The following is an 18129-nucleotide window of genomic DNA, read 5'->3' on the forward strand; positions in this document are numbered from 1 at the left end:
TGATCCCTTGAACCTTGGTGCTTGAACCTCAACCCTTCAAGGCGAGCGCAGCGAGCCTTTGGGGTTTTGGATTTCCGTGAAAGGGAGGGCCGCCTCTCCGAGGCGGCCAAGGCGCGCTCGGAGAGCACGCCCTATCTTGAGGCAGCTTCGCGCTGGAGGGACGAGCCTGCGAGTCCGCGGCGGCCAAGCGGCCAAGGCGCGCTCGGAGAGCACGCCCTATCTTGAGGCAGCTTCGCGCTGGAGGGACGAGCCTGCGAGTCCGCGGCGGCCAAGCGGCCAAGGCGCGCTGTCCCAGCGCGCTCCACACCCCATTAAAACGGGGATGTTTCCCGTTGGGCGGGACCGTTGGGCGGGAGTCGTCCCTTGGGCATCTGGCTTCACTGCTTGATCGCCTTGGCCGCACCCGGACCCCACCCCCGCGATTGCAACTATAATTGGGGAATATACTTTCATGCGTGAAAGTGTTTTTCTTTGCACCACCGGTGTCAGCTATGAAATGGCGGGGTTTTGGAACTTGACCGGTTGGGGTTGGGTGGTTGATTTTGCTGCCTCGGATTGTTAATTGACCAGTCACGCATCGGTACCCCCACCTATTTTGAAAAGCCCCTGGCCATTGGAGATTTTGCCGGATGCGAATGCCCGCGTCACGGTGGGGCGATCGGGGAAGCACGAGGTGACGGTGAAGCACGTGGCGGTTTCGGGGAACCACTTTGCGCTGGAATATCACGAGGGACAGCTGGCGGTGGTGGACTTGGGCAGCCGTTACGGGACGTTTGTGAACGGCTCGCGCATCCAGAACGCGTGGCTGGCGGAGGGGGATGTGCTGAAGTTCGCCAACAGCCCGGGGTACCTTTTCAAAAATGGCCGGCTGCTGCTGCAGGAGGAGGGCGCGGGGATGGAGGTGCGGCTGGAAAATGTGGGGCTGGAGCGCGGTGGGAAAAAGTTGCTGGAGGGGCTGAGCCTGACGATTCATCCCGGCTCCTTCGTGGGCGTGCTGGGGCCGAGCGGCGCGGGCAAAAGTCTGACGGTGGCGCTGCTGAACAGCACGTGGGATCCGACGTGGGGCGCGGTGTATTTCGACGGCGACACACCGGTGATCGGCCACAAGGAGGAATACCGCGCGCGGCAGGGCACGGTGATGCAGGAGGACCTCGTGTACCCGGCGTTGACGGTGGAGGAAAATCTGGTGCTCTCCGGCCGACTGCGGCTGGCGAGCCTTTCGGAGTCGGATCTGGCCAAGCGCGTGGACGAGACGTTGGAGGAGGTGAACATGACCGCCCACCGCGACAAGCCGGTGCGGGTGCTTTCCGGCGGCCAAAAAAAACGCGTGAGCATCGCCATCGAGCTGCTGATGCGTCCGCAGTTTATCATTCTGGACGAGCCCACCAGCGGGCTGGACCCCGGCACGGCGTCGGACCTGATGGACGTGCTGCGCGGGCTGGCGCGGCGGGGGTTCACCATCGTCTGCATCACGCACACGCTGGACACGATGAATTTTTTCGACACGCTGCTGGTGCTCGGCCTGAAACATCCCAAAGGCGAGCCCAATAAATTTGCCACGCTCGCCTTCTATGGTGTGCCGGATGATTTGTACCCCGAATACGGCGTGCGCAACGCCGCCGATCTTTTTCGCAAACTGGAAAACTTAAAAGACACCGCCGGTGGCCCGCCGTCCACGGAACATCACTCGCCCCCCGAACCCCACAGCGAGGCGCACACGGACGACTCCTCCGGCGTGCATTTTCTGATGGGGCAACTCCTCAGCCTCAACTTTAAGACCGCCGACGCCGCGGGATTCGTCAACCAATTCCAAGTCGTCCTCAAGCGCTGTTGGCTTACTTTTTTCCGCGACCGCAGCGCGCTTTTACTGAACCTCATCCAGCCCGTCATCCTCGCCACCCTCACTGTGCTCGCCCAGTACGCCGCGCCCGCCTCCATCAGCATCCATTTTTTCCTCGTCGTCTCCGCCCTGTGGATGGGGATGACGCTGACGGTGCGCGAGATTGTAAACGAAAAAAAACTCTATGCCCGCGACCGTCTCGTGGCGCTCGATCCCCTCGCCTTCCTCACCGGCAAACTCGTCACCGCCCTGCTCCTGCTCGCGCCCGTCGCACTGCTGCTGTACCTCTCCGCGCGCATCGCCATCCCCATTTTCCTACAGGAAGGCCCCGCGATGGACAGCCTCCGCGACGCCTCCTTCATCAACTCCATCCTCGTTCTGTGGCTCGCCGGCGCGGGCGGCGCGCTCGTGGGCCTCGCCATCTCCACCCTCTCCAAAACCGAACGCATGGCCGTCATGATTCTCCCCATCGCGCTCCTGCTGCAAGTGCTGCTCAGCCGCGTCGTCTTCGGCCACTCCGCGCAATGGGACAGCCAAGTGCCCATGCCATCCGCCGCGATCGCTACCCCGACTCCAGACTCCCCACCCACAATCATCCGTCATTCCCCCTTCAACCCCGTCAAAACCCTCGACGACTATCTCGACAGCGACGACGCCAGTTGGCAGGGCAACCTCGTCATGGCCGGGTCATTTTTAATGGTCACCCGCCCCGCCACCGCCCTGCTGGATATGCCCCCCTCCGGCCGCGCCCCGCCCGGTGCCATTACCCTCGAATGGATTTATCTCCTAGCCCTAATCGCCACCTACCTCGCCCTCACCGGCGTGATGTTCCTGATGGTGGAAGCGAAATGGATCGGGGAATTGAGGTGAACTGGCTAAGTCTCAATAATCAATGAAATTGAATCTCCATTGAAAATTGAGAATTGAAACTTGAAAATTCCCAAGTAGGACAATCAATGTCCCTTCCTTGTGCTAAGCTGTTTCCGTGATGCTTTGCAGGACGAAAACAGCGAAAGAAAATGGAGCGAGTGATGAGGGTCGAACTCACAACCTTCTGCATGGCAAGCAGATGCTCTACCAATTGAGCTACACTCGCATCCGTGAAGGGCGGAGTATCCCGATGCGGAGGGGCTTTGGCAAGCGGATATTTGGCGGCCGATTGTTAGCCCTCGAAATCGTACACCACCACGCGGGCGCAGTTGGGCTTGAAAACCTTCTCCACAAACTCCAAGTGGCGCGGGTGATCCTGATACGCGTCCTGCGTGGCTTGGTCATCAAAGACGAGGTTCAGCGCCACTTGATAGGTTTGATCCACCACATCCCGATGGCTGCCGGCCATCGCGCCGCAGTGGTAATGCCGCACGCCGGGGATGTCTTTGAGATATTCCTCCGCGCCGGCGAGCAGTTTTTCCGTGGCATCGGCCACCTCGGGTTTAGTCCAAAAAATGACAACGTGCGAAAACATGGCCGCGACCCTAAACAGCGGAGGGCCACCGAATCAAGCCTTTGGGAAAAACAAGGGCTTGCCGAACAAGCAACCCGGGCGCAAGCTATCTGAACAGCACGCCCACAACTGGAAGAACAGATATTATGGCAAAAGCAGAAAAAACGACCAAGAAGCCAGCCGACAACGGCGATTCCAAGCAACGCAATCTCGACGATGCGATGGCGCAAATCACCAAAACTTTTGGCGAAGGCAGCATCATGCGGCTCGGCAGTGCCCAGGCGCAAAACAACATCGAATCCATTTCCACCGGCGCACTTTCGCTGGACCTCGCGCTCGGCATCGGCGGCGTGCCCAAGGGCCGCATCGTGGAAATTTATGGCCCTGAATCCTCCGGCAAAACCACCGTGATGCTACACGTCATCGCCAACGCCCAAAAGGCCGGCGGCTTGTGCGCCTTCATTGATGCCGAGCACGCGCTTGACCCCAAGTACGCCAGGAAGCTCGGCGTGAATCTCGATGACCTCCTCGTGTCCCAGCCCGATAGCGGCGAGGAAGCACTCACCATTTGCGAAACCCTCGCCCGCTCCGGCTCGTTGGACGTCATCATCATCGACTCCGTCGCTGCACTGGTCCCCAAAGCCGAGCTCGAAGGCGATATGGGCATGGCCACCATGGGCATGCAAGCGCGGCTGATGAGCCAGGCCCTCCGCAAGCTCGCCGCCATCATGAACAAGGCCAAAACCACCTGCATTTTCACCAACCAACTGCGCGAAAAAGTGGGCGTCATGTTCGGCAGCCCCGAAGTGACTTCCGGCGGCAAGGCGCTGAAATTTTACGCCAGCGTGCGGATCGACATCCGCCGACGCGAAGCACTTAAAGATTCCACCGGCCAGGTGATTGGGAACCACGTGAAAACGAAAATCGTCAAAAACAAAGTCGCGCCGCCCTTCGCCGAGGCCGAGTTTGACATCATGTACAATCAAGGCATCAACTACGAAGGCAGCGTCATCGACGCCGGACTGCGCTTTGGCGTGCTCAGCAAAAAAGGCGCGTGGATCCAGCACGATGGCGAACTCATCGGCCAAGGCGTGGCCGCCGCGCAGAGAACGCTGATCGACAAGCCGGGGTTATGCGCGCAAATCGTGCAACAAATCATGGACAAGAAAAACGGCGTGGAACCCGAAGAAGCCAAAAAAGAAGAAGCCCCCGCCGCTGAAGTGGCAGAGCCCGCCGAGGCCGTGGCGGCAGGATAGCGATGCCCGAATCCGGCCATTCCATCGCCGCCCATTACGACGGCGCGTTCGACGTGGACGCCCTCGAGGATTGGGCGGCAGAACTCCGCGTTAATTTTCCCGGCGATGAAGTGTCGCTTGGGCTGGTGTTCACTTCGCCTCAATTTTTTGGGCAAGCCGTGGAGTTGCTGGAAATCCTTCGCGTGCATGCGCGCATTCCCCTGCTCGTCGGTTGTTCCGGCGGTGGTTTAGTGGCCAACGCGTGCGAAGTCGAAAAAAATCCCGGCCTCACCCTCGCCCTCCATCATTTGCCGGGCGCGAAACTCGATTCGCTGCACTTCACCCAAGCCCAAGTGGAGGAAGCCGACAGCCCGGACTATTGGCCCGAAGTCACCGGCGTGACCGACACCAACGGCTGGCTGACCTTTGTGGATCCATTCCATCTCAACGCCGAGGCGTGGTTGCCGCAATGGAACGCCTCGTGGCCCGGCAAGCCGGTGATCGGTGGGTTCTCCAGTGGCACATTGGCCGACCAAACTTCGCAGGTGTATCTCAACGGCGACGTGTACGAGGAAGGCGGCGTGGCACTCAGTGTAGGGGGCGGTGTGATGTTGCAAAGCGTAATCTCGCAAGGCTGCACGCCGATCGGCGAAACGTGGACGATCACGCGCGTTGAACATAATATTATTTTCGAGATTGGTAACCGTCCCGCTTACGAAGTGCTTACTGAAACATTTGAACACCTGAGCGACACCGACAAAGAAAAAATCCGCAAAAATTTATTCGTGGGCTTGGTGGTCAACGAATACGTGGAAGAATTTCATCGCGGCGATTTCCTTATCCGCAATCTCATCGGCGCAGATCCCGACACCGGCAGCATCGCTGTGGGCGGTGCGGTGAGGGTCGGGCAAACACTCCAATTTCAACGCCGCGACGCCCGTGCCGCCGGCGAGGATATGGACGAGCTGATGCATCGCACCGGTGAATCGCTCAACGGCAATCCCGTGTACGGCGGCTGCCTTTGCTGTTGCACCGGGCGTGGCAAAAACCTCTTTGGCGCCTCCGATCATGATGCCGGTCTTGTGCAGCATCACCTCGGCGACATTGGCCTTAGCGGATTTTTCTGCAACGGCGAAATCGGCCCCATCGGCAACGACAATTTTCTCCACGGCTACACCGCCTCCCTCGCCCTCTTCGTCGGTGCCGACGCGGAATCACAATGAGTTTGATTTCAACTGTAGCCCGGGCCGGTGGCCCGGGCCCCGGACCACCGGTCCGGGCTACATTGAGCAAGTCGATGTGAAGGAGAAAGAACCGATGACATCAGCATCCCCAATCAGTCTTTTACACGAATTCGAATCCGTGACCGAACCGTTGCGGCTGGAGAAATTATTTCCCACATCAAAAGAATCCCAACCCGCCGAATTGGAAATTGGCTGTGGGGATGGCGGGTTTCTTTTGGAATGGGCCACGCGGCATCCGGAAAAAAATTTCATCGGCATCGAGCGCCTGCTCGGCCGCATTCGTAAGCTCGACAAAAAAGGCCGCCGCGCCAACCTCACCAATCTCCGCCTCCTCCGCATTGAAGCGCGCTACGTGCTTCAACACCTTTTGCCCGCGAATGCCTTCGAGGCAATCCACATTTATTTCCCCGACCCTTGGCCCAAAGACAAACACCGCCGTCATCGCCTTATCGACGAACAATTCCCCGAACTGGCCCAGCGCATTCTTGCGCCCAAAGGCATCGTCCATCTTCGCACGGACGACCCCGATTATTTTCAGCAAATGCAGGAATCCTTCGCGCCTGCCAAAAATTTTGCATCCACCGAAACGCCAAAGGAACTGGCCGCGCTCACCACCGAATTCGAGCGCCAATGGAATGACGAAGGCAAGCCGACCTTGCGAGCTTCATTCCAACTTCTCACTGCTTCCTCCTAACTTCTTGCTCACACATCAATCACCGGGCCGTCGTCATCGTCGTGGTCGTAGCCGGATTTGTTTTCTTTTGGTTTACTGCGGTTGAATTGGAATCGCGATTGGCCTCTGCCGGAAAATGTATTGGTGATCAACGTAACAATTGAAACAATCAATGCCCCCCAAAACGCCGCCCAGAAATCATCGACCACAAATCCGTCCACTAATTCTGCGGTGAGCATTAGCAGGCCGGCGTTGATGACCAGCAGGAAAAACCCCAGCGAGAGAATAAGTAATGGCAAACAGCCCAGTAACAGCAGCGGTCGCAGGAACGCGTTAAGCGCGCCCAGCACCAGCGTAGCTAGAATTAAATGCTCGGTTCTTTCATATTGAATGCCGGGCACTAAATGCACCGCCACCAACACCGCCAGCGTGCCTACCACGAATTGATGAAGAAAATCGCGTACGGGACGTTCTTCTTTTGGCTCGGCGTTGGCGTTAAATTGCATCATGCCGCTTGGGTAAGGAGAAACTGCGCATTCACGCCGCGCGCGGCGGTAGTTTCGGCAATGGCGGGCACGAGTGCAAATTGCCCGGGGCCAATGGCCAATGTTTCGCCCGCACCATCGAGGGTGAGGCGGCCAGCGGTTACGGCCACCAATCGTACGCCTTCGCCGGGCAGCACAAGGGCGGCGTCCGTTTCCATTTGAACGTGCTCCAGGCGAAATGCTTCCGGAGCATGCGCGATGAGGCGGGTGTTGTGCCCGTTGCGGGGTTCGTATTCGCGCGCGTGCAGCCGCGGTTTGACTTCGTCAAAATCAATGCACTGCAGCGCCTCGGCGAGGTGCAGTTGGCGGGGTTGCCCGTCGAGGCCGGTGCGGTTCCAGTCGTACACGCGGTAGGTGGTATCGGAGTTTTGTTGGATTTCAAACACCACCGTGCCCGCGCCCAGCGCGTGCAGTCGTCCGCTCGGGATAAACATCGCATCGCCCGCGGTCACGGGTAATTCATTGAGGCATAGCGGAAAATCCACGGTGTCGAGCTGCGTTTCAAATGTTTCACGTGATACGCCCGGGCGCAGTCCGGCAATGAGGCGGGCATCGGTATTGGCGTGGCTCACGTACCACGCTTCGGTTTTGGGATCGCCGCCGAGTTGCGCGGCCAAGGCGGCGGGCGGGTGCACTTGCACGGAAAGATCGGCCCGGGCGTCGAGCAACTTGGCGAGCCACGGGAACCGGCCGTTGTGCCGCAGATTGCCGAGTAGTTCGTTGGCGTGGTTTTGCATCAGCCAACGGAGGTCGTATCCCGCAAGCGGCCCGTTGGCGATGACGCTGGCGGCATCGGGGCGGTCGGCGATTTCCCACGATTCGCCGATGGATTGGCCCGGCGGCAGCGGTTTGTCGTAGAGCGTTTCGAGCATGCGACCGCCCCAGACGCGTTCCCGGAAAATGGGCTCAAAGGTGAGCGGGTAAAGCATAGCGGAACCTATGCCGGCGCGGCTTGTCCCTCGATAAACTGGCCGTGGCTGCGGTATTTTTGGTAGCGCATTTTCAATCGCTCGGCGGGATCGATTTGTTTCAGCTCATCAAGATTGCGCAGCAGCACATCGCGCAGGGTGTTCGCCATGGCGTCGACATCATTGTGGGCGCCGCCGAATGGTTCGCCCACCACCTCGTCCACCAGCTTCAGCTCCAGCAAATCGGCCGCGGTAATCTTGAGCGCCTCGGCCGCTTGCGGTGCGGCGGCGCGATCTTTCCACAAAATCGCCGCGCAGCCTTCGGGGCTGATGACAGAATAATACGCGTTTTCTAAAATTAATGTGCGATCGCTCACGCCGATGCCCAGCGCGCCGCCGCTGCCGCCTTCGCCGATGACCACGGAAATCATCGGCACCTTAAACAGCGCCATCTCGCGCAGGTTGATGGCGATGGCTTTGGCGATGTGGCGTTCCTCGGCGGCCACGCCGGGGTACGCGCCGGCGGTGTCAATGAGGGTGATGATGGGCAGTCCGAATCGATCGGCCATGCCCATCAGCCGCAGCGCTTTGCGGTAGCCCTCGGGATGGGCGCAGCCGAAATTGCGTTTGATGTTTTCTTTGGTATCGCGGCCTTTTTGGGTGCCGACCACCATCACGCGCTGTTCGCCCAGCTTGGCGAAACCGGCGACGATCGCGTGGTCGTCGTGAAAAAGCCGGTCGCCGTGCAGTTCGGAGAAGCCGTTGAACGTGCGGCTGATGTAATCAAGTGAATACGGCCGCTTGGGATGACGCGCGAGCTGAACGCGCTGCCATGCGGTGAGGTTGGAATAGAGCTCTTTTTTCTTGGCCGCAATTTTGTCCTCAAGCTGGCGGATTTCCTGATCGATATCCATGCCGAGATTAGTTCCCTCGGGATGTTCGCGCAGGCCCTCCAGTTTTTGTTGGAGGTCAATATACGGTTTCTCGAAATCGAGCAGGTGCTTCATTCGCGTGGAGGATAACGGGGAGGCGTCCAATCCGCAAGACGCAAGGCTGCTCACCCCAGCCAAAACAGTAGGCAAATCTGCACCGCGGTGACAGCCGCCAGCAGCGCCCACACCGCCGCTTCGCGCGTGGAAAGCCGCTGCTGCTGCACGGTGCCGAGCCAGAATTGGAGTTTTACCGAGCCGAGCGCGAGCACATCGCCATTGGCGAGCGGTTGAGTTTCGGTCATCGGCTCGTCATTGATCATCACGCTGGCATCCGATACGCGCTTCAACTGAAAACGATGTTCGTCGTCCAGCTCGATCGCCACGTGCTGTTCCCACACGCCCTCCTCTTCAATACGCAATGCGCAATCGCTGCTGCGGCCGAGGCGCACGGGAAATTCATCGGGCCAAATATAATGCCGGTGCGGTTGGCCGGTGAGAAACTGCAACTGCGCAAGGCAGGGGGGGCTGGTTACGGGAGTTTGCATTATTGACTGCCACAATTGGCGCGCGCGAGCATCCACATGCCGGCGGCTTGAAAAAGAAAAACAGGAATCCACACGATGAGGTGCGGGTAATATTGAGGTTTGTCGGCGAGCGCCTGGCCGAGGATGACGAAGCTGTAATAAATCAAAATCAACACCAGCGCCATCGCGATGCCGGCGGTGGTCTCACGCCGATGCGCGCGGATGCCCAGCGGGATGCTCACCAGCGTGAAGCCGATGGCGGCGAAGGAAAATGAAATTTGCCGGTGTAACTGCACCTTGAGCGGTGAGCGCTCCAGCTCGAGGCGGTCGCCCGGATGCAGCGTGCCTTCGGTGATTTCGGCGACCAGATGGGCGGGTGTTTTTTCGGGGGTGATGCGTGCGCGGCCGACGCGGTTGCCGTGGCGCGTTACTTGATAGAGTGTGTCTGGTGCGGGCGAATCGATGGTGGCGTAATGGACAAGTGCGACGGAGCCGTTCGAGTCGATGTTGATAATCTCGCCATGGCGATCCATTTCGCGGCGCAACTGGTTGAAGGTGAGGTAGCTGAGCTTGGGCTTGAAGGATTGCTTGCTGATCTCCGCCAGCGTGATGGGCAGGATGATTTCTCCGCCGGCCATCGGCATCCAATCGGGGGAGTCGGGGAAGGGGTTGGGTTCCGCTTTTGTTTCTGTTTCGGAGGTTGAGTTGGTGGAGTGGGTGGCGGCTGAGTTGTTGGTTGATTGCGGCTCGGATTCGCCGCCTTCGTCGTTGCCGCCAAATACGATTCCCAATTTATCCGCGCGCACGTTGACCTGTGCGTCGATGAGGCGGAATAGGTATTGTTTGTTTTTGGAATCATAACTCACCTCGCCCCTCGCGGCGCGGGTGCGTTGGATGAGTTCGCCGTCCTCAATGCGGTTGAGCAAAATCCGTTTCATGTGCCAATGCCGCTCATCCGCGCCCTGCTCCAGCTCGCCAATATAAATCACGTAGCCGGGTACTTCGGTGACAAAGGTATTGGCCGAAAGCAGCTTGGCGGGATTGGACAGTGCCATGTCATAAACCAATTCCTTGTAAGCGGTTCGGCAGCGCGGAGCGATGGAAAGATTGATCCACGCATTCAACCCGCTGAACCCCACCGCCAGCAACAACACCGGCGCCACGAGGCTTACCAAACTTAACCCGCCCGCCCGCGCCGCAGTGAGTTCTTGATCTGCACTGAACCGCCCGAACACCAATAGCATTGCCGTCAGCAAACCCATCGGTAGCGAAAACGAAATCACAAACGGAATCAGCAACACAAACGCTTTGCCCACGCCCGCCAGCGAAGCCTGCCCGCGCACCACCAGCGCCAGCACCTCCTTCATGGCGTTGCCCATGAGCAGCACGGCCGTGAACACCCCCACCGTCAGCACCAGCGTAGCCAGCACCTCCCGCAGCAAATACCGATGCAGTGTTTTCATTGCGAACTTGCCAGTGTTCTCATTGTGAACTTGCGAAACCCATCCCGCCGTAATTTACGTCAAGCGCGCGTCCGTGTCACGAGGGGAAAACTGGAGTAGAAAATGGTGGCTAGACCCGGGTTCGAACCGGGGACACACGGATTTTCAGTCCGTTGCTCTACCAACTGAGCTATCCAGCCATAACCGCCGCATCGTTCAATGCCAACGGGCCGGTCACTATGCCCGAAAAAATCCCACGGGCAAGCCCATTCCACTTTTGTTCAGTGGGCCAAACCTTGCGTCCGCCGCCCGCGGGCGGTACAATTTCGCCCGCACAAACGCTATGCCCACTTACATTTACCAAACTCTTCCCAAGAAAAAAGGCCAGAAACCCAAGCGCTTCGAGGTGGTGCAAAAGATGAAAGACAAGCCGCTCACCAAGCATCCGGAAACCGGTGAACCCGTCGAGCGCGTCATCACCGGCGGCTGCGGCGTCGTCTTCCACGGCGCAAGCATCATGAGCATGAACGTCCCCAAAGGAAAACGCTGAGGAATTTAATGGTGCCCGGGCCGTTGGCCCGGGGGAAAAGCAGTGTGTTTGAAAACCCACCCGGGCCACCGGCCCGGGCACCATTAGTTGCCGGGTTTTATGAGAGCGCCTTGGGGGGTGATTTCGATTTCGTCTTCGCCGATGGGGATGGGGGTGGTGATGGTTTGTCCGTGGGGCCATTGGACTTCGATTTTCACAGGAGCCGCAGCAGTAGATGGACGGGCAAGGATGAGCACGGCAGAATCTTGCGACCAATAGCCGGAACCGGCGGTGACAATTTTGGCGGGGCCTTTTTTGTCATCAGCAAAAACCAAGCGGGCGATGGCGCCCACGCCGGTGGGATTCGTGGGGCCGGCATTGAAGCGGACGCGCAGGCCGGGGTGGCCCTGAACATTTTGGTACAGGTGGGTGGCGGCTCCATTTTGGCTGACCACGAGATCGGGGCGTCCGTCGTGGTTATAATCTGCAACGGCGGAGCCGCGTTGTTCGCCGTAAATTTTAAGGCCGGATTTCTGACCGGGCACAGACAGAAAATCGCCTTTCCCGTTGCCGCGCAACAGTAAGCCGCGCCCGCCATCGCTGCGTGGGGTTTCGCTTTGGGAGGCAAAAAAGTTTTGAGCCACGAAGAGATCTTCGTACCCGTCGCCGTTGAAATCGGCAACGTTCATGCCGAACACCGGCGCGAATTGGGCTTCGGTCGGGAGTGCGCGCGGAATAAATGTGTTACCGCGGTTGAGGAAAAGCGTGTGGGAGAGGGTGTTAGCTTCCAGTGCTTTGCCGTCCTTGAGGCACTCGCCGTAAACTTTTTCCAGACTGCCCGAGCCGAATTGATTAAACGTTCGGTTGCGTTGGCCAATGAAGGGCATGGCGTTCATGGAACAGGAGCGGCCGCGTTCGGGAACCCATTTGCCGGTTTCTTTGTCGTAATGGTTTTCGACAATATCGATTACCCCATTGTTATCAAAATCGCCATAAGCCATCCGCAAGGGTTCGGTATTGGAGTAGGATTGTTCGTACTTGCTGTTGCGGCCCCAGTTGCCGGCGATAATATCGAGCCGGCCATCGGCATCGAAGTCGCCGAGGGTCACGCTGTTCCACCAGCCTTGGTGGGTATCGAGTCCAAACGCTTGGGTGGCATCGGTGAATTTCCCGTCTTGATTGCGGAGGATTTTCACCGGACCCCATTCCAGAGCGAGTACGAGATCGGGGTCGCCATCGCCGTCGAGGTCGCCAAATACCGCGCCGCTGACGAGGCCCAGTTGTTTGAAGGCATCTGCATTTGTGTGATCGCGCTTCAATTCGCCATTTTGATTGATGAATAGTTGCGAGTCGGCCGGCTCGGGATAACGCTCCGGCACCATGCGACCGCCAAGGAAAAGGTCGAGGTCGCCATCGCCGTCCACATCGGCCAAGGCCATGGGGCCGGAGGTGGAGCGTTGGCTGGGCAGGGAAAATTGGATGGAAAAATTCTTGGCCGGATTCAGGCCGCGCAGGGGTGCCCGATCGAATGCTTTGCCGGGTGCCTCATAATTGGAAATGCCGGTGAGCAGCGTGGGCGCGGCATCGGGTTTGGGGATCCATCCGAGAACGCCGGTTTGATCAAGATCAGCGACTGGGGCGCGGGCAATTTTGAATTGCCCGCCCGGTTGCCCGTGATAAATCAACATCGGCCGTCCGCGGCCCGCAGCGATCACAAGATCCTCAAGGCCGTCCTGATTCACATCGGTCCAGGCCACGCCGGGGCCCAGTTGGCTGAGGCGATTGGGCAGCAGCGGTTGATACGCGAAATCATCGAAGGGGGTTTCCGAGTGGCCCACGCGCATTGGGCCGTCTGGCATTTGGATATCCAGTTTCTCAAAATCTTTTTTAAACAGCGTCTCCACGGGAGCGGGGGCCGGAGTCTGGTGCGGGCCATCCTCGCCTTGCGAAATCTCGTAAAGGTGGTTGGGCTTCACATTAGAAATGACACGCCGGGTGAGGGTGCCCCGGTCGCGCCAGATGATTTCGAGTTTCAAGCCTTCAGTGAGGTTGCCGGTGCCAAAGACGGCCAGCGGATCGCTGCCGGAGGCGTAGCCACCGCCGCTGTGGATTTCCTGTTCTATCGGGGCCAGACCACTGGCATTACCGGGGCCGCCGAGGAGGCGAACTTTCGCACCGATGGCCTGCACGTTGCCGGGCCGACCGATGAGGCGGACGGCGACGCGCGGGGCGTTGGATTCGTTGCGATAAATTTCCAGCGGCTCGATGTTATTGAAAATAAGATCAAGGTCGCCATCGCCATCAAAATCAGCCTGAGCCAAGCCGCCGGAAACGGCTTTGGTGTCAAAGCCCCAGTCACTGCCGCTCATAAATTCAAAGGTGAGGTCGCCCCGGTTGCGGTAGATAATATTGCGCGTGGGTAATGTAGGATAAACGGTCGATTTAAGAAGTGTGTTGATGGTGGATGTCCCTTGATTTGCATTCTCGATTTCCGCTGTGGCATCGGCATCCATAAAATCCCGAATCATTCCGGTGGCCACAATAAGATCTTCATAGCCATCCAAATCCACATCGGTGAAGGCGAGGCCCCAAGACCACTCGGAAGCTTTGACGCCGGCAAACTGTGCGATTTCCGTCCACGTGCCGTCGCCGCGGTTGAGGTGCAGCGTATTTTGCATGATTTGCGGACGATTATGAATGAGGCCAATGGCGGCATCGGTGGCCTGCATCATTCCCATTTGAGTTTTGCGCCGTTTATGTGAGCGGCTGAGCATATCCACAGTGATGAAATCCAAATGCCCATCGCGATTGAGATCGGTAAAATCGATGCCCATCGAAAATTGGCTGGTGCGGCGCAGGGCGATGGGCTCGATCAGCGTAAAATTGCCGCGGCCGTCGTTGCGCCAAAAGCGGTCGGCCCAGTCGAAGTCGGAACACACGTATAAATCCGGATCGCCATCGCCATCCACATCGCGGAATGCAGCTTCGTGGCTGGGGTCTTTGGGCATGGCGATGGGTCGGCCTTGTACATCGCGAAAGCGGTGGTCGTTATCCGTAACCGCGCGGAAGTTGCCGCGGCCGTCATTTAGGTAAAGATGGTCCTGCATATTGCTGACATCGATGACGACTTTGCCGGTGGTGGGGACTTTGCGAAGCGAAAAAATCTTGAGCCATTCATCAGGCATAGGGCGGCCGGCGAGTTTGGCTGCCACGCCGAGTTGATAAATGCGTTCCAGTTCTTTGGGGCCCAACACCTCGCCGGGGGTGCGTCTCAAAATAGAGGCGACGTACAGGTCAAGGTCACCATCGCCGTCCACATCGGCCATGCTGGAGCCCACGCTGCCGGCGCGGTGGTTGTATATCCAGCCGATATTTAGGCTTTCTGTGAATCGACCATTGCCGTCATTGAGAAAAAGAAAATTCCGTGTGTCGCGCAGGGAGGTCAGGATGAGATCCAAGTCGCGGTCGCCATCCACATCAGAAAAGAGTGCACCGCTTAATCGCCAGCCCCGGCACGCCACCCCGGCCAGCTCGGTGATGTTTTTAAATTTCCAATTGCCCTGATTCAGATAAAGCGCGTTGGGTTTATCCATGCCACACACGAACAGATCCGGCAAACCGTCGCCGTTGATATCTCCGGCGGCTAAGCCTGAGTTGCTGGTATCGCGGATGATTTCACCGATGATCGGCTGATATTTTCCGGTGGGCACCAGCCCGGTTTCCCTGGGCTCTAGCCGATGGAACCCCGGCCGTCCCTGATTGGGCACGTCGAGCGGGGTGATTTTTACCGTAGGCGCACCGACCAGTAGTGTGTTCAAACAAAGCCACGCGCACAGGCTTTGACCGAGGAGATGTCGGATTGGGCTCATCGAGGCGGTTGTAACAACCCTCGCGGAAAAAGACAATTCGCTTTATCGAGGGTGCGTTTTCTGTTACCTCAAACGCCGTATGGATGAGGCACCCAACACGCGTCCCGGCCTGGCTCCGGCATTGGCAGCCGCAGGGGTTCTGTTGTTGGTGTTGGCCGGGTTGTTTGGCCCGATTTTCTCCGGCGAATTCATTCTCCATTCCGAAGGGCAAACGGTGGAGGAATGGGATCGGCACTTTACTCATGGCGCCTGGGATGCTCTGGCCGGGTTGGGGGCGCCGCAGAGCCATTGGCCGTCGGGGTTCACCGGATGGTTTCAGGCGCTGTGCAAACTGACTCCGGATCCGACCGCGAATTATGCCAACTACTATCCACCCGCGTGTTTGTTTCTGCTGGGCATGGCCGCGTGGTTGTGTTTTCGGCAACTTAATTGCAGCGGGTTTATCTGCGGAATCGGCGCGTTGGCTGCCGCGTTGAACGGCGTCTTTCTTACACGCACAGTGGAATTTTCCGGCAGCTTGGCCGTGGTTGGCGCGGCGTTGTTTGTGGCGTTGGCGATGATTGTGAGGGGCCGTTTGCAATGGCCCGGCGCATTGGTGGCCGGGCTGGCGCTGGGCATAGGGTCATTGGAAATTGGCGCAGATGGATTTGTGCTGGTGGGCGCGATTCTTGGGTTGGCGTTGGGGTTGCCTCCGGCGGAGGGGGGCCGGTTTACGCAAAAGCGTTTGGCTTGCGTGAGTCTGATTCCTATGGCTGCGGCCGCAGTGGCTTGGCCGGTTTGGGCACATCCGGAATTTTTTGAGTCCACCGCCGCTCTGGGGGCAACTGCCGCGAATAGATCCCTCGATTTGCTCACCGTGCCGATGGCCGGGCTGTTTGGGCATCGATCGGATGTGGTGGATAGCACCCAACATTGGGGTGCGTTGATGGGCAGCCATTCTCACGCGTACGCCGGGGCGTTGGTGTTGCTGGTGGCGCTTTGGGCGCTGGTGCATGCGGCGCGCCGGAAGCATTCATTTTCGCCTCAAGACAAAACCCGCGCCCTGATACTGGGTGCCGTGGTGCTGGCGATTCCATGGGTAGTTTGGCAAAGTCACTGGCAGGCTTTGGTCAGCGTTTGTTTGCTGGGGTTGTTTGCTTTGGGCTTGAAGGGATTGGATGAATGGCTTGCCACCGAGGCGCATGAAAAATCCCGCGCGTTTGGGAGTGGCGGATTTAATACGGCTTGGCGCATGGGTTCATTCGGCGTGCTGGCATTGGCCACGCTGGGGTTCATCTTATTCAGCAACCGGGTCGAGCAATTGGCGGCAAGCATATTGAAGGCATCCCCCGGGGCACTGCCGGCGGATGCCTCCGCCTTGGCCAACGCCAGCACATTTCAAGCGGGGTTGTTCGTGCTGTTTCTGTTGCTTTCCATTGCTGCGCTGATCGGATGCAGCTTGGTGCAATGGCGGCGATCATCCCGCACCGTGGGCTTGTTGGCTTTGGCGGTCGTCTTGCTGGTGGATCTTGGGCGTTCGGGGAAACCGTTTATTCGCTTTGATCAATTTGATGCAACGACTCACGGGGCACCGTTGGCCGAGCGCTTGAAGGAGCACACCGGCCATGGCCGGGTGGCGTTACTGAATCAATATCAGCTGCAAAATCGGATTCCGCTCGACCGGGCGGTGATGGATTCTTTTCTTTCGCCCCCCTCCCCCGACAGCGTCAACTGGAGTACCCCGCGGTTGGCCGCGTTGGCCCGCGGATTTGTTGGGGGCATGATGCGCTATCAATCCGCCAGCGATGTGGAGCAATTCAATCACCTCATCCGCATGATGCTCAGTGCGCCTGGCGAATCAGACCGGCAGCAGGCTCAAATGCAATTGGAGAAACTTCCCGGCGGGAAGGAATTTCTCATGGGCGGGAGAGATCAAATTTTATTTAATTTTTTCTTGGAATCCAGCGGCCGCCGGCAAAGCCAGATTCTGGCGCACGAAACCATCAACATTTTAAGTCAGGCGTTTCATGAAAAATGGACGGCACATCTGTTTCCGAAGTTCGGCATCGCTCGTGCGCGGTTGGCGGATTTCCAACCGCCGCCCCTCGGCGCTTCCGCACGGGAAACTCAGCGCGCTGATGCGATCCGGTTGTTGGTCCGCCAATGGGAACTTGCGAGCACGCGCTATTTTATTTGCCATGCCGGGAACGCGGAACTCACCACGATGGTTCGGGTGGATTCCAAACTCGGCGACCAACCGCTGCCGACCTACCGCAACGCGCTAAACCAAATGCTCGATCCCGTGCTGCGGCGGTTTAAGCGGATGGAGGCGTTTCATTTGGGGCTCCTCCCCGCTCCTGACGGCGGGGCAAATTCCACCAACGCTCCGGTCGTCCTTATGGAATTTACCGGAGCCCTCCCGCGTGCGAAATTATTTGCCGACTGGCGGCAGGGCGTGGACGAAGCAACCGCGAACACCATTCTCTTTAGCCCCGGCTTTGATCCCCACTCTCAGGTGATCCTGCGCGCCAATAATTTGCCCGAACCGGAACAGCCCTCTCAAACGTCAGACCTGCCTGCTATCGAATCAGTCGATGTCAGTGCCACGCGTGTGGAAGTGAAAATTCCCCCGCTCAATTACGCTGCCATGATGCTGCTCAATGATCGGTTTGATGAGCACTGGAATGTGACCCTCGAAGGCCACTCTGTTCCTTTGCTCCGGGCCAATAACCATGCGCGGGCAGTCCACCTGTCGGCCTCGGATAAAGCCCGCACTCTGGTATTGACCTATCACGCGCCCGCACCGCCCACCACGCCACCACTCATCGCGCTCGGGATCGGCCTGTTCATTGCCGGCTTGGGCGTGCGCCGAACGCAATCTTCTGATTCGGAGGTCAACGATGAATCCGACCCCGCTCTCAAGCCCGATGAGGCTTGATGGAATTCAACCGTGAAGTTAGAATTT

At 58.5% G+C, this 18129-nt stretch carries 13 protein-coding genes and 2 tRNA genes; 6 read left to right on the forward strand and 9 right to left on the reverse strand.

Translation table 11 applies throughout. The features are described from left to right. Positions 1 to 595 precede the first annotated feature (595 nt). Positions 596 to 2710, forward strand: a complete 2115-nt coding sequence (locus tag H8E27_00855) for an ATP-binding cassette domain-containing protein (GenBank protein ID MBC8324167.1) — start codon at positions 596 to 598, stop codon at positions 2708 to 2710. A gap of 150 nt (positions 2711 to 2860) precedes the next feature. Here H8E27_00855 and H8E27_00860 read toward each other — a convergent pair. Together H8E27_00860 and H8E27_00865 are read right to left on the reverse strand one after the other, a co-directional pair. Beyond that, positions 2861 to 2936 (reverse strand) — tRNA-Gly (locus H8E27_00860). 66 nt (positions 2937 to 3002) lie between these two features. Next, entirely contained in the window at positions 3003 to 3305 is a 303-nt protein-coding gene (locus tag H8E27_00865) for a Dabb family protein (protein ID MBC8324168.1), read from the reverse strand. A 125-nt stretch (positions 3306 to 3430) separates the two neighbouring features. Here H8E27_00865 and recA point away from each other — a divergent pair, with 125 nt between their 5' ends. From recA to trmB, 3 genes are all read left to right on the forward strand, one after another. Then, a complete protein-coding gene (recA, locus tag H8E27_00870; protein ID MBC8324169.1) occupies positions 3431 to 4540 on the forward strand; it encodes a recombinase RecA in 1110 nt (369 codons plus the stop codon). A gap of 2 nt (positions 4541 to 4542) precedes the next feature. Further along, a complete protein-coding gene (locus tag H8E27_00875; protein ID MBC8324170.1) occupies positions 4543 to 5742 on the forward strand; it encodes an FIST C-terminal domain-containing protein in 1200 nt (399 codons plus the stop codon). A 94-nt stretch (positions 5743 to 5836) separates the two neighbouring features. Beyond that, on the forward strand, positions 5837 to 6457 hold the full coding sequence (gene trmB / locus H8E27_00880; GenBank protein MBC8324171.1) for a tRNA (guanosine(46)-N7)-methyltransferase TrmB: 621 nt from the start codon (positions 5837 to 5839) through the stop codon (positions 6455 to 6457). An 8-nt stretch (positions 6458 to 6465) separates the two neighbouring features. Here trmB and H8E27_00885 read toward each other — a convergent pair whose 3' ends face one another. The 6 genes from H8E27_00885 to H8E27_00910 all read right to left on the reverse strand — a co-directional run bounded on the left by H8E27_00885 (position 6466) and on the right by H8E27_00910 (position 10987). Further along, a complete protein-coding gene (locus tag H8E27_00885; GenBank protein ID MBC8324172.1) occupies positions 6466 to 6945 on the reverse strand; it encodes a phage holin family protein in 480 nt (159 codons plus the stop codon). After that, complete coding sequence (locus H8E27_00890; protein ID MBC8324173.1) at positions 6942 to 7910, reverse strand: class I mannose-6-phosphate isomerase; 969 nt, start codon at positions 7908 to 7910, stop codon at positions 6942 to 6944. The genes H8E27_00885 and H8E27_00890 overlap by 4 nt, the downstream gene beginning before the upstream one ends. An 8-nt stretch (positions 7911 to 7918) precedes the next feature. After that, a complete protein-coding gene (locus H8E27_00895) occupies positions 7919 to 8896 on the reverse strand; it encodes an acetyl-CoA carboxylase carboxyltransferase subunit alpha (protein MBC8324174.1) in 978 nt (325 codons plus the stop codon). A 50-nt stretch (positions 8897 to 8946) separates the two neighbouring features. Continuing rightward, entirely contained in the window at positions 8947 to 9366 is a 420-nt protein-coding gene (locus H8E27_00900) for an FHA domain-containing protein (protein ID MBC8324175.1), read from the reverse strand. After that, on the reverse strand, positions 9366 to 10808 hold the full coding sequence (locus H8E27_00905) for an LptF/LptG family permease (GenBank protein MBC8324176.1): 1443 nt from the start codon (positions 10806 to 10808) through the stop codon (positions 9366 to 9368). Before H8E27_00905 ends, H8E27_00900 begins: the two co-directional genes overlap by 1 nt. 103 nt (positions 10809 to 10911) lie before the next feature. Beyond that, a tRNA-Phe gene (locus tag H8E27_00910) sits at positions 10912 to 10987 on the reverse strand. A 143-nt stretch (positions 10988 to 11130) separates the two neighbouring features. Here H8E27_00910 and H8E27_00915 point away from each other — a divergent pair. After that, entirely contained in the window at positions 11131 to 11337 is a 207-nt protein-coding gene (locus H8E27_00915; protein ID MBC8324177.1) for a zinc ribbon domain-containing protein, read from the forward strand. Positions 11338 to 11420: 83 nt separating this feature from the next. Here the strand turns inward: H8E27_00915 and H8E27_00920 are convergent, their stop codons facing one another. Further along, positions 11421 to 15185: a VCBS repeat-containing protein gene (locus H8E27_00920; protein ID MBC8324178.1), complete on the reverse strand. Its 3765-nt coding sequence runs from the start codon at positions 15183 to 15185 to the stop codon at positions 11421 to 11423. 79 nt (positions 15186 to 15264) lie between these two features. Here H8E27_00920 and H8E27_00925 point away from each other — a divergent pair, with 79 nt between their 5' ends. After that, entirely contained in the window at positions 15265 to 18102 is a 2838-nt protein-coding gene (locus H8E27_00925) for a hypothetical protein (GenBank protein ID MBC8324179.1), read from the forward strand. Positions 18103 to 18129: the final 27 nt, after the last annotated feature.

The sequence above is a fragment of the Limisphaerales bacterium genome (genome assembly GCA_014382585.1).
Taxonomy (GTDB): Bacteria; Verrucomicrobiota; Verrucomicrobiia; order Limisphaerales; family UBA1100; genus JACNJL01.

Excerpts from the sequence above, each read along its gene's own strand:
- H8E27_00890 (MBC8324173.1), bottom strand. The coding sequence starts at position 7,910 with ATGCTTTACCCGCTCACCTTTGAGCCCATTTTCCGGGAACGCGTCTGG.
- trmB (MBC8324171.1), top strand. The coding sequence starts at position 5,837 with ATGACATCAGCATCCCCAATCAGTCTTTTACACGAATTCGAATCCGTG.
- H8E27_00865 (MBC8324168.1), bottom strand. The coding sequence starts at position 3,305 with ATGTTTTCGCACGTTGTCATTTTTTGGACTAAACCCGAGGTGGCCGAT.
- H8E27_00905 (MBC8324176.1), bottom strand. The coding sequence starts at position 10,808 with ATGAAAACACTGCATCGGTATTTGCTGCGGGAGGTGCTGGCTACGCTG.
- recA (MBC8324169.1), top strand. The coding sequence starts at position 3,431 with ATGGCAAAAGCAGAAAAAACGACCAAGAAGCCAGCCGACAACGGCGAT.
- H8E27_00900 (MBC8324175.1), bottom strand. The coding sequence starts at position 9,366 with ATGCAAACTCCCGTAACCAGCCCCCCCTGCCTTGCGCAGTTGCAGTTT.
- H8E27_00875 (MBC8324170.1), top strand. The coding sequence starts at position 4,543 with ATGCCCGAATCCGGCCATTCCATCGCCGCCCATTACGACGGCGCGTTC.
- H8E27_00895 (MBC8324174.1), bottom strand. The coding sequence starts at position 8,896 with ATGAAGCACCTGCTCGATTTCGAGAAACCGTATATTGACCTCCAACAA.
- H8E27_00885 (MBC8324172.1), bottom strand. The coding sequence starts at position 6,945 with ATGATGCAATTTAACGCCAACGCCGAGCCAAAAGAAGAACGTCCCGTA.
- H8E27_00925 (MBC8324179.1), top strand. The coding sequence starts at position 15,265 with ATGGATGAGGCACCCAACACGCGTCCCGGCCTGGCTCCGGCATTGGCA.
- H8E27_00920 (MBC8324178.1), bottom strand. The coding sequence starts at position 15,185 with ATGAGCCCAATCCGACATCTCCTCGGTCAAAGCCTGTGCGCGTGGCTT.
- H8E27_00915 (MBC8324177.1), top strand. The coding sequence starts at position 11,131 with ATGCCCACTTACATTTACCAAACTCTTCCCAAGAAAAAAGGCCAGAAA.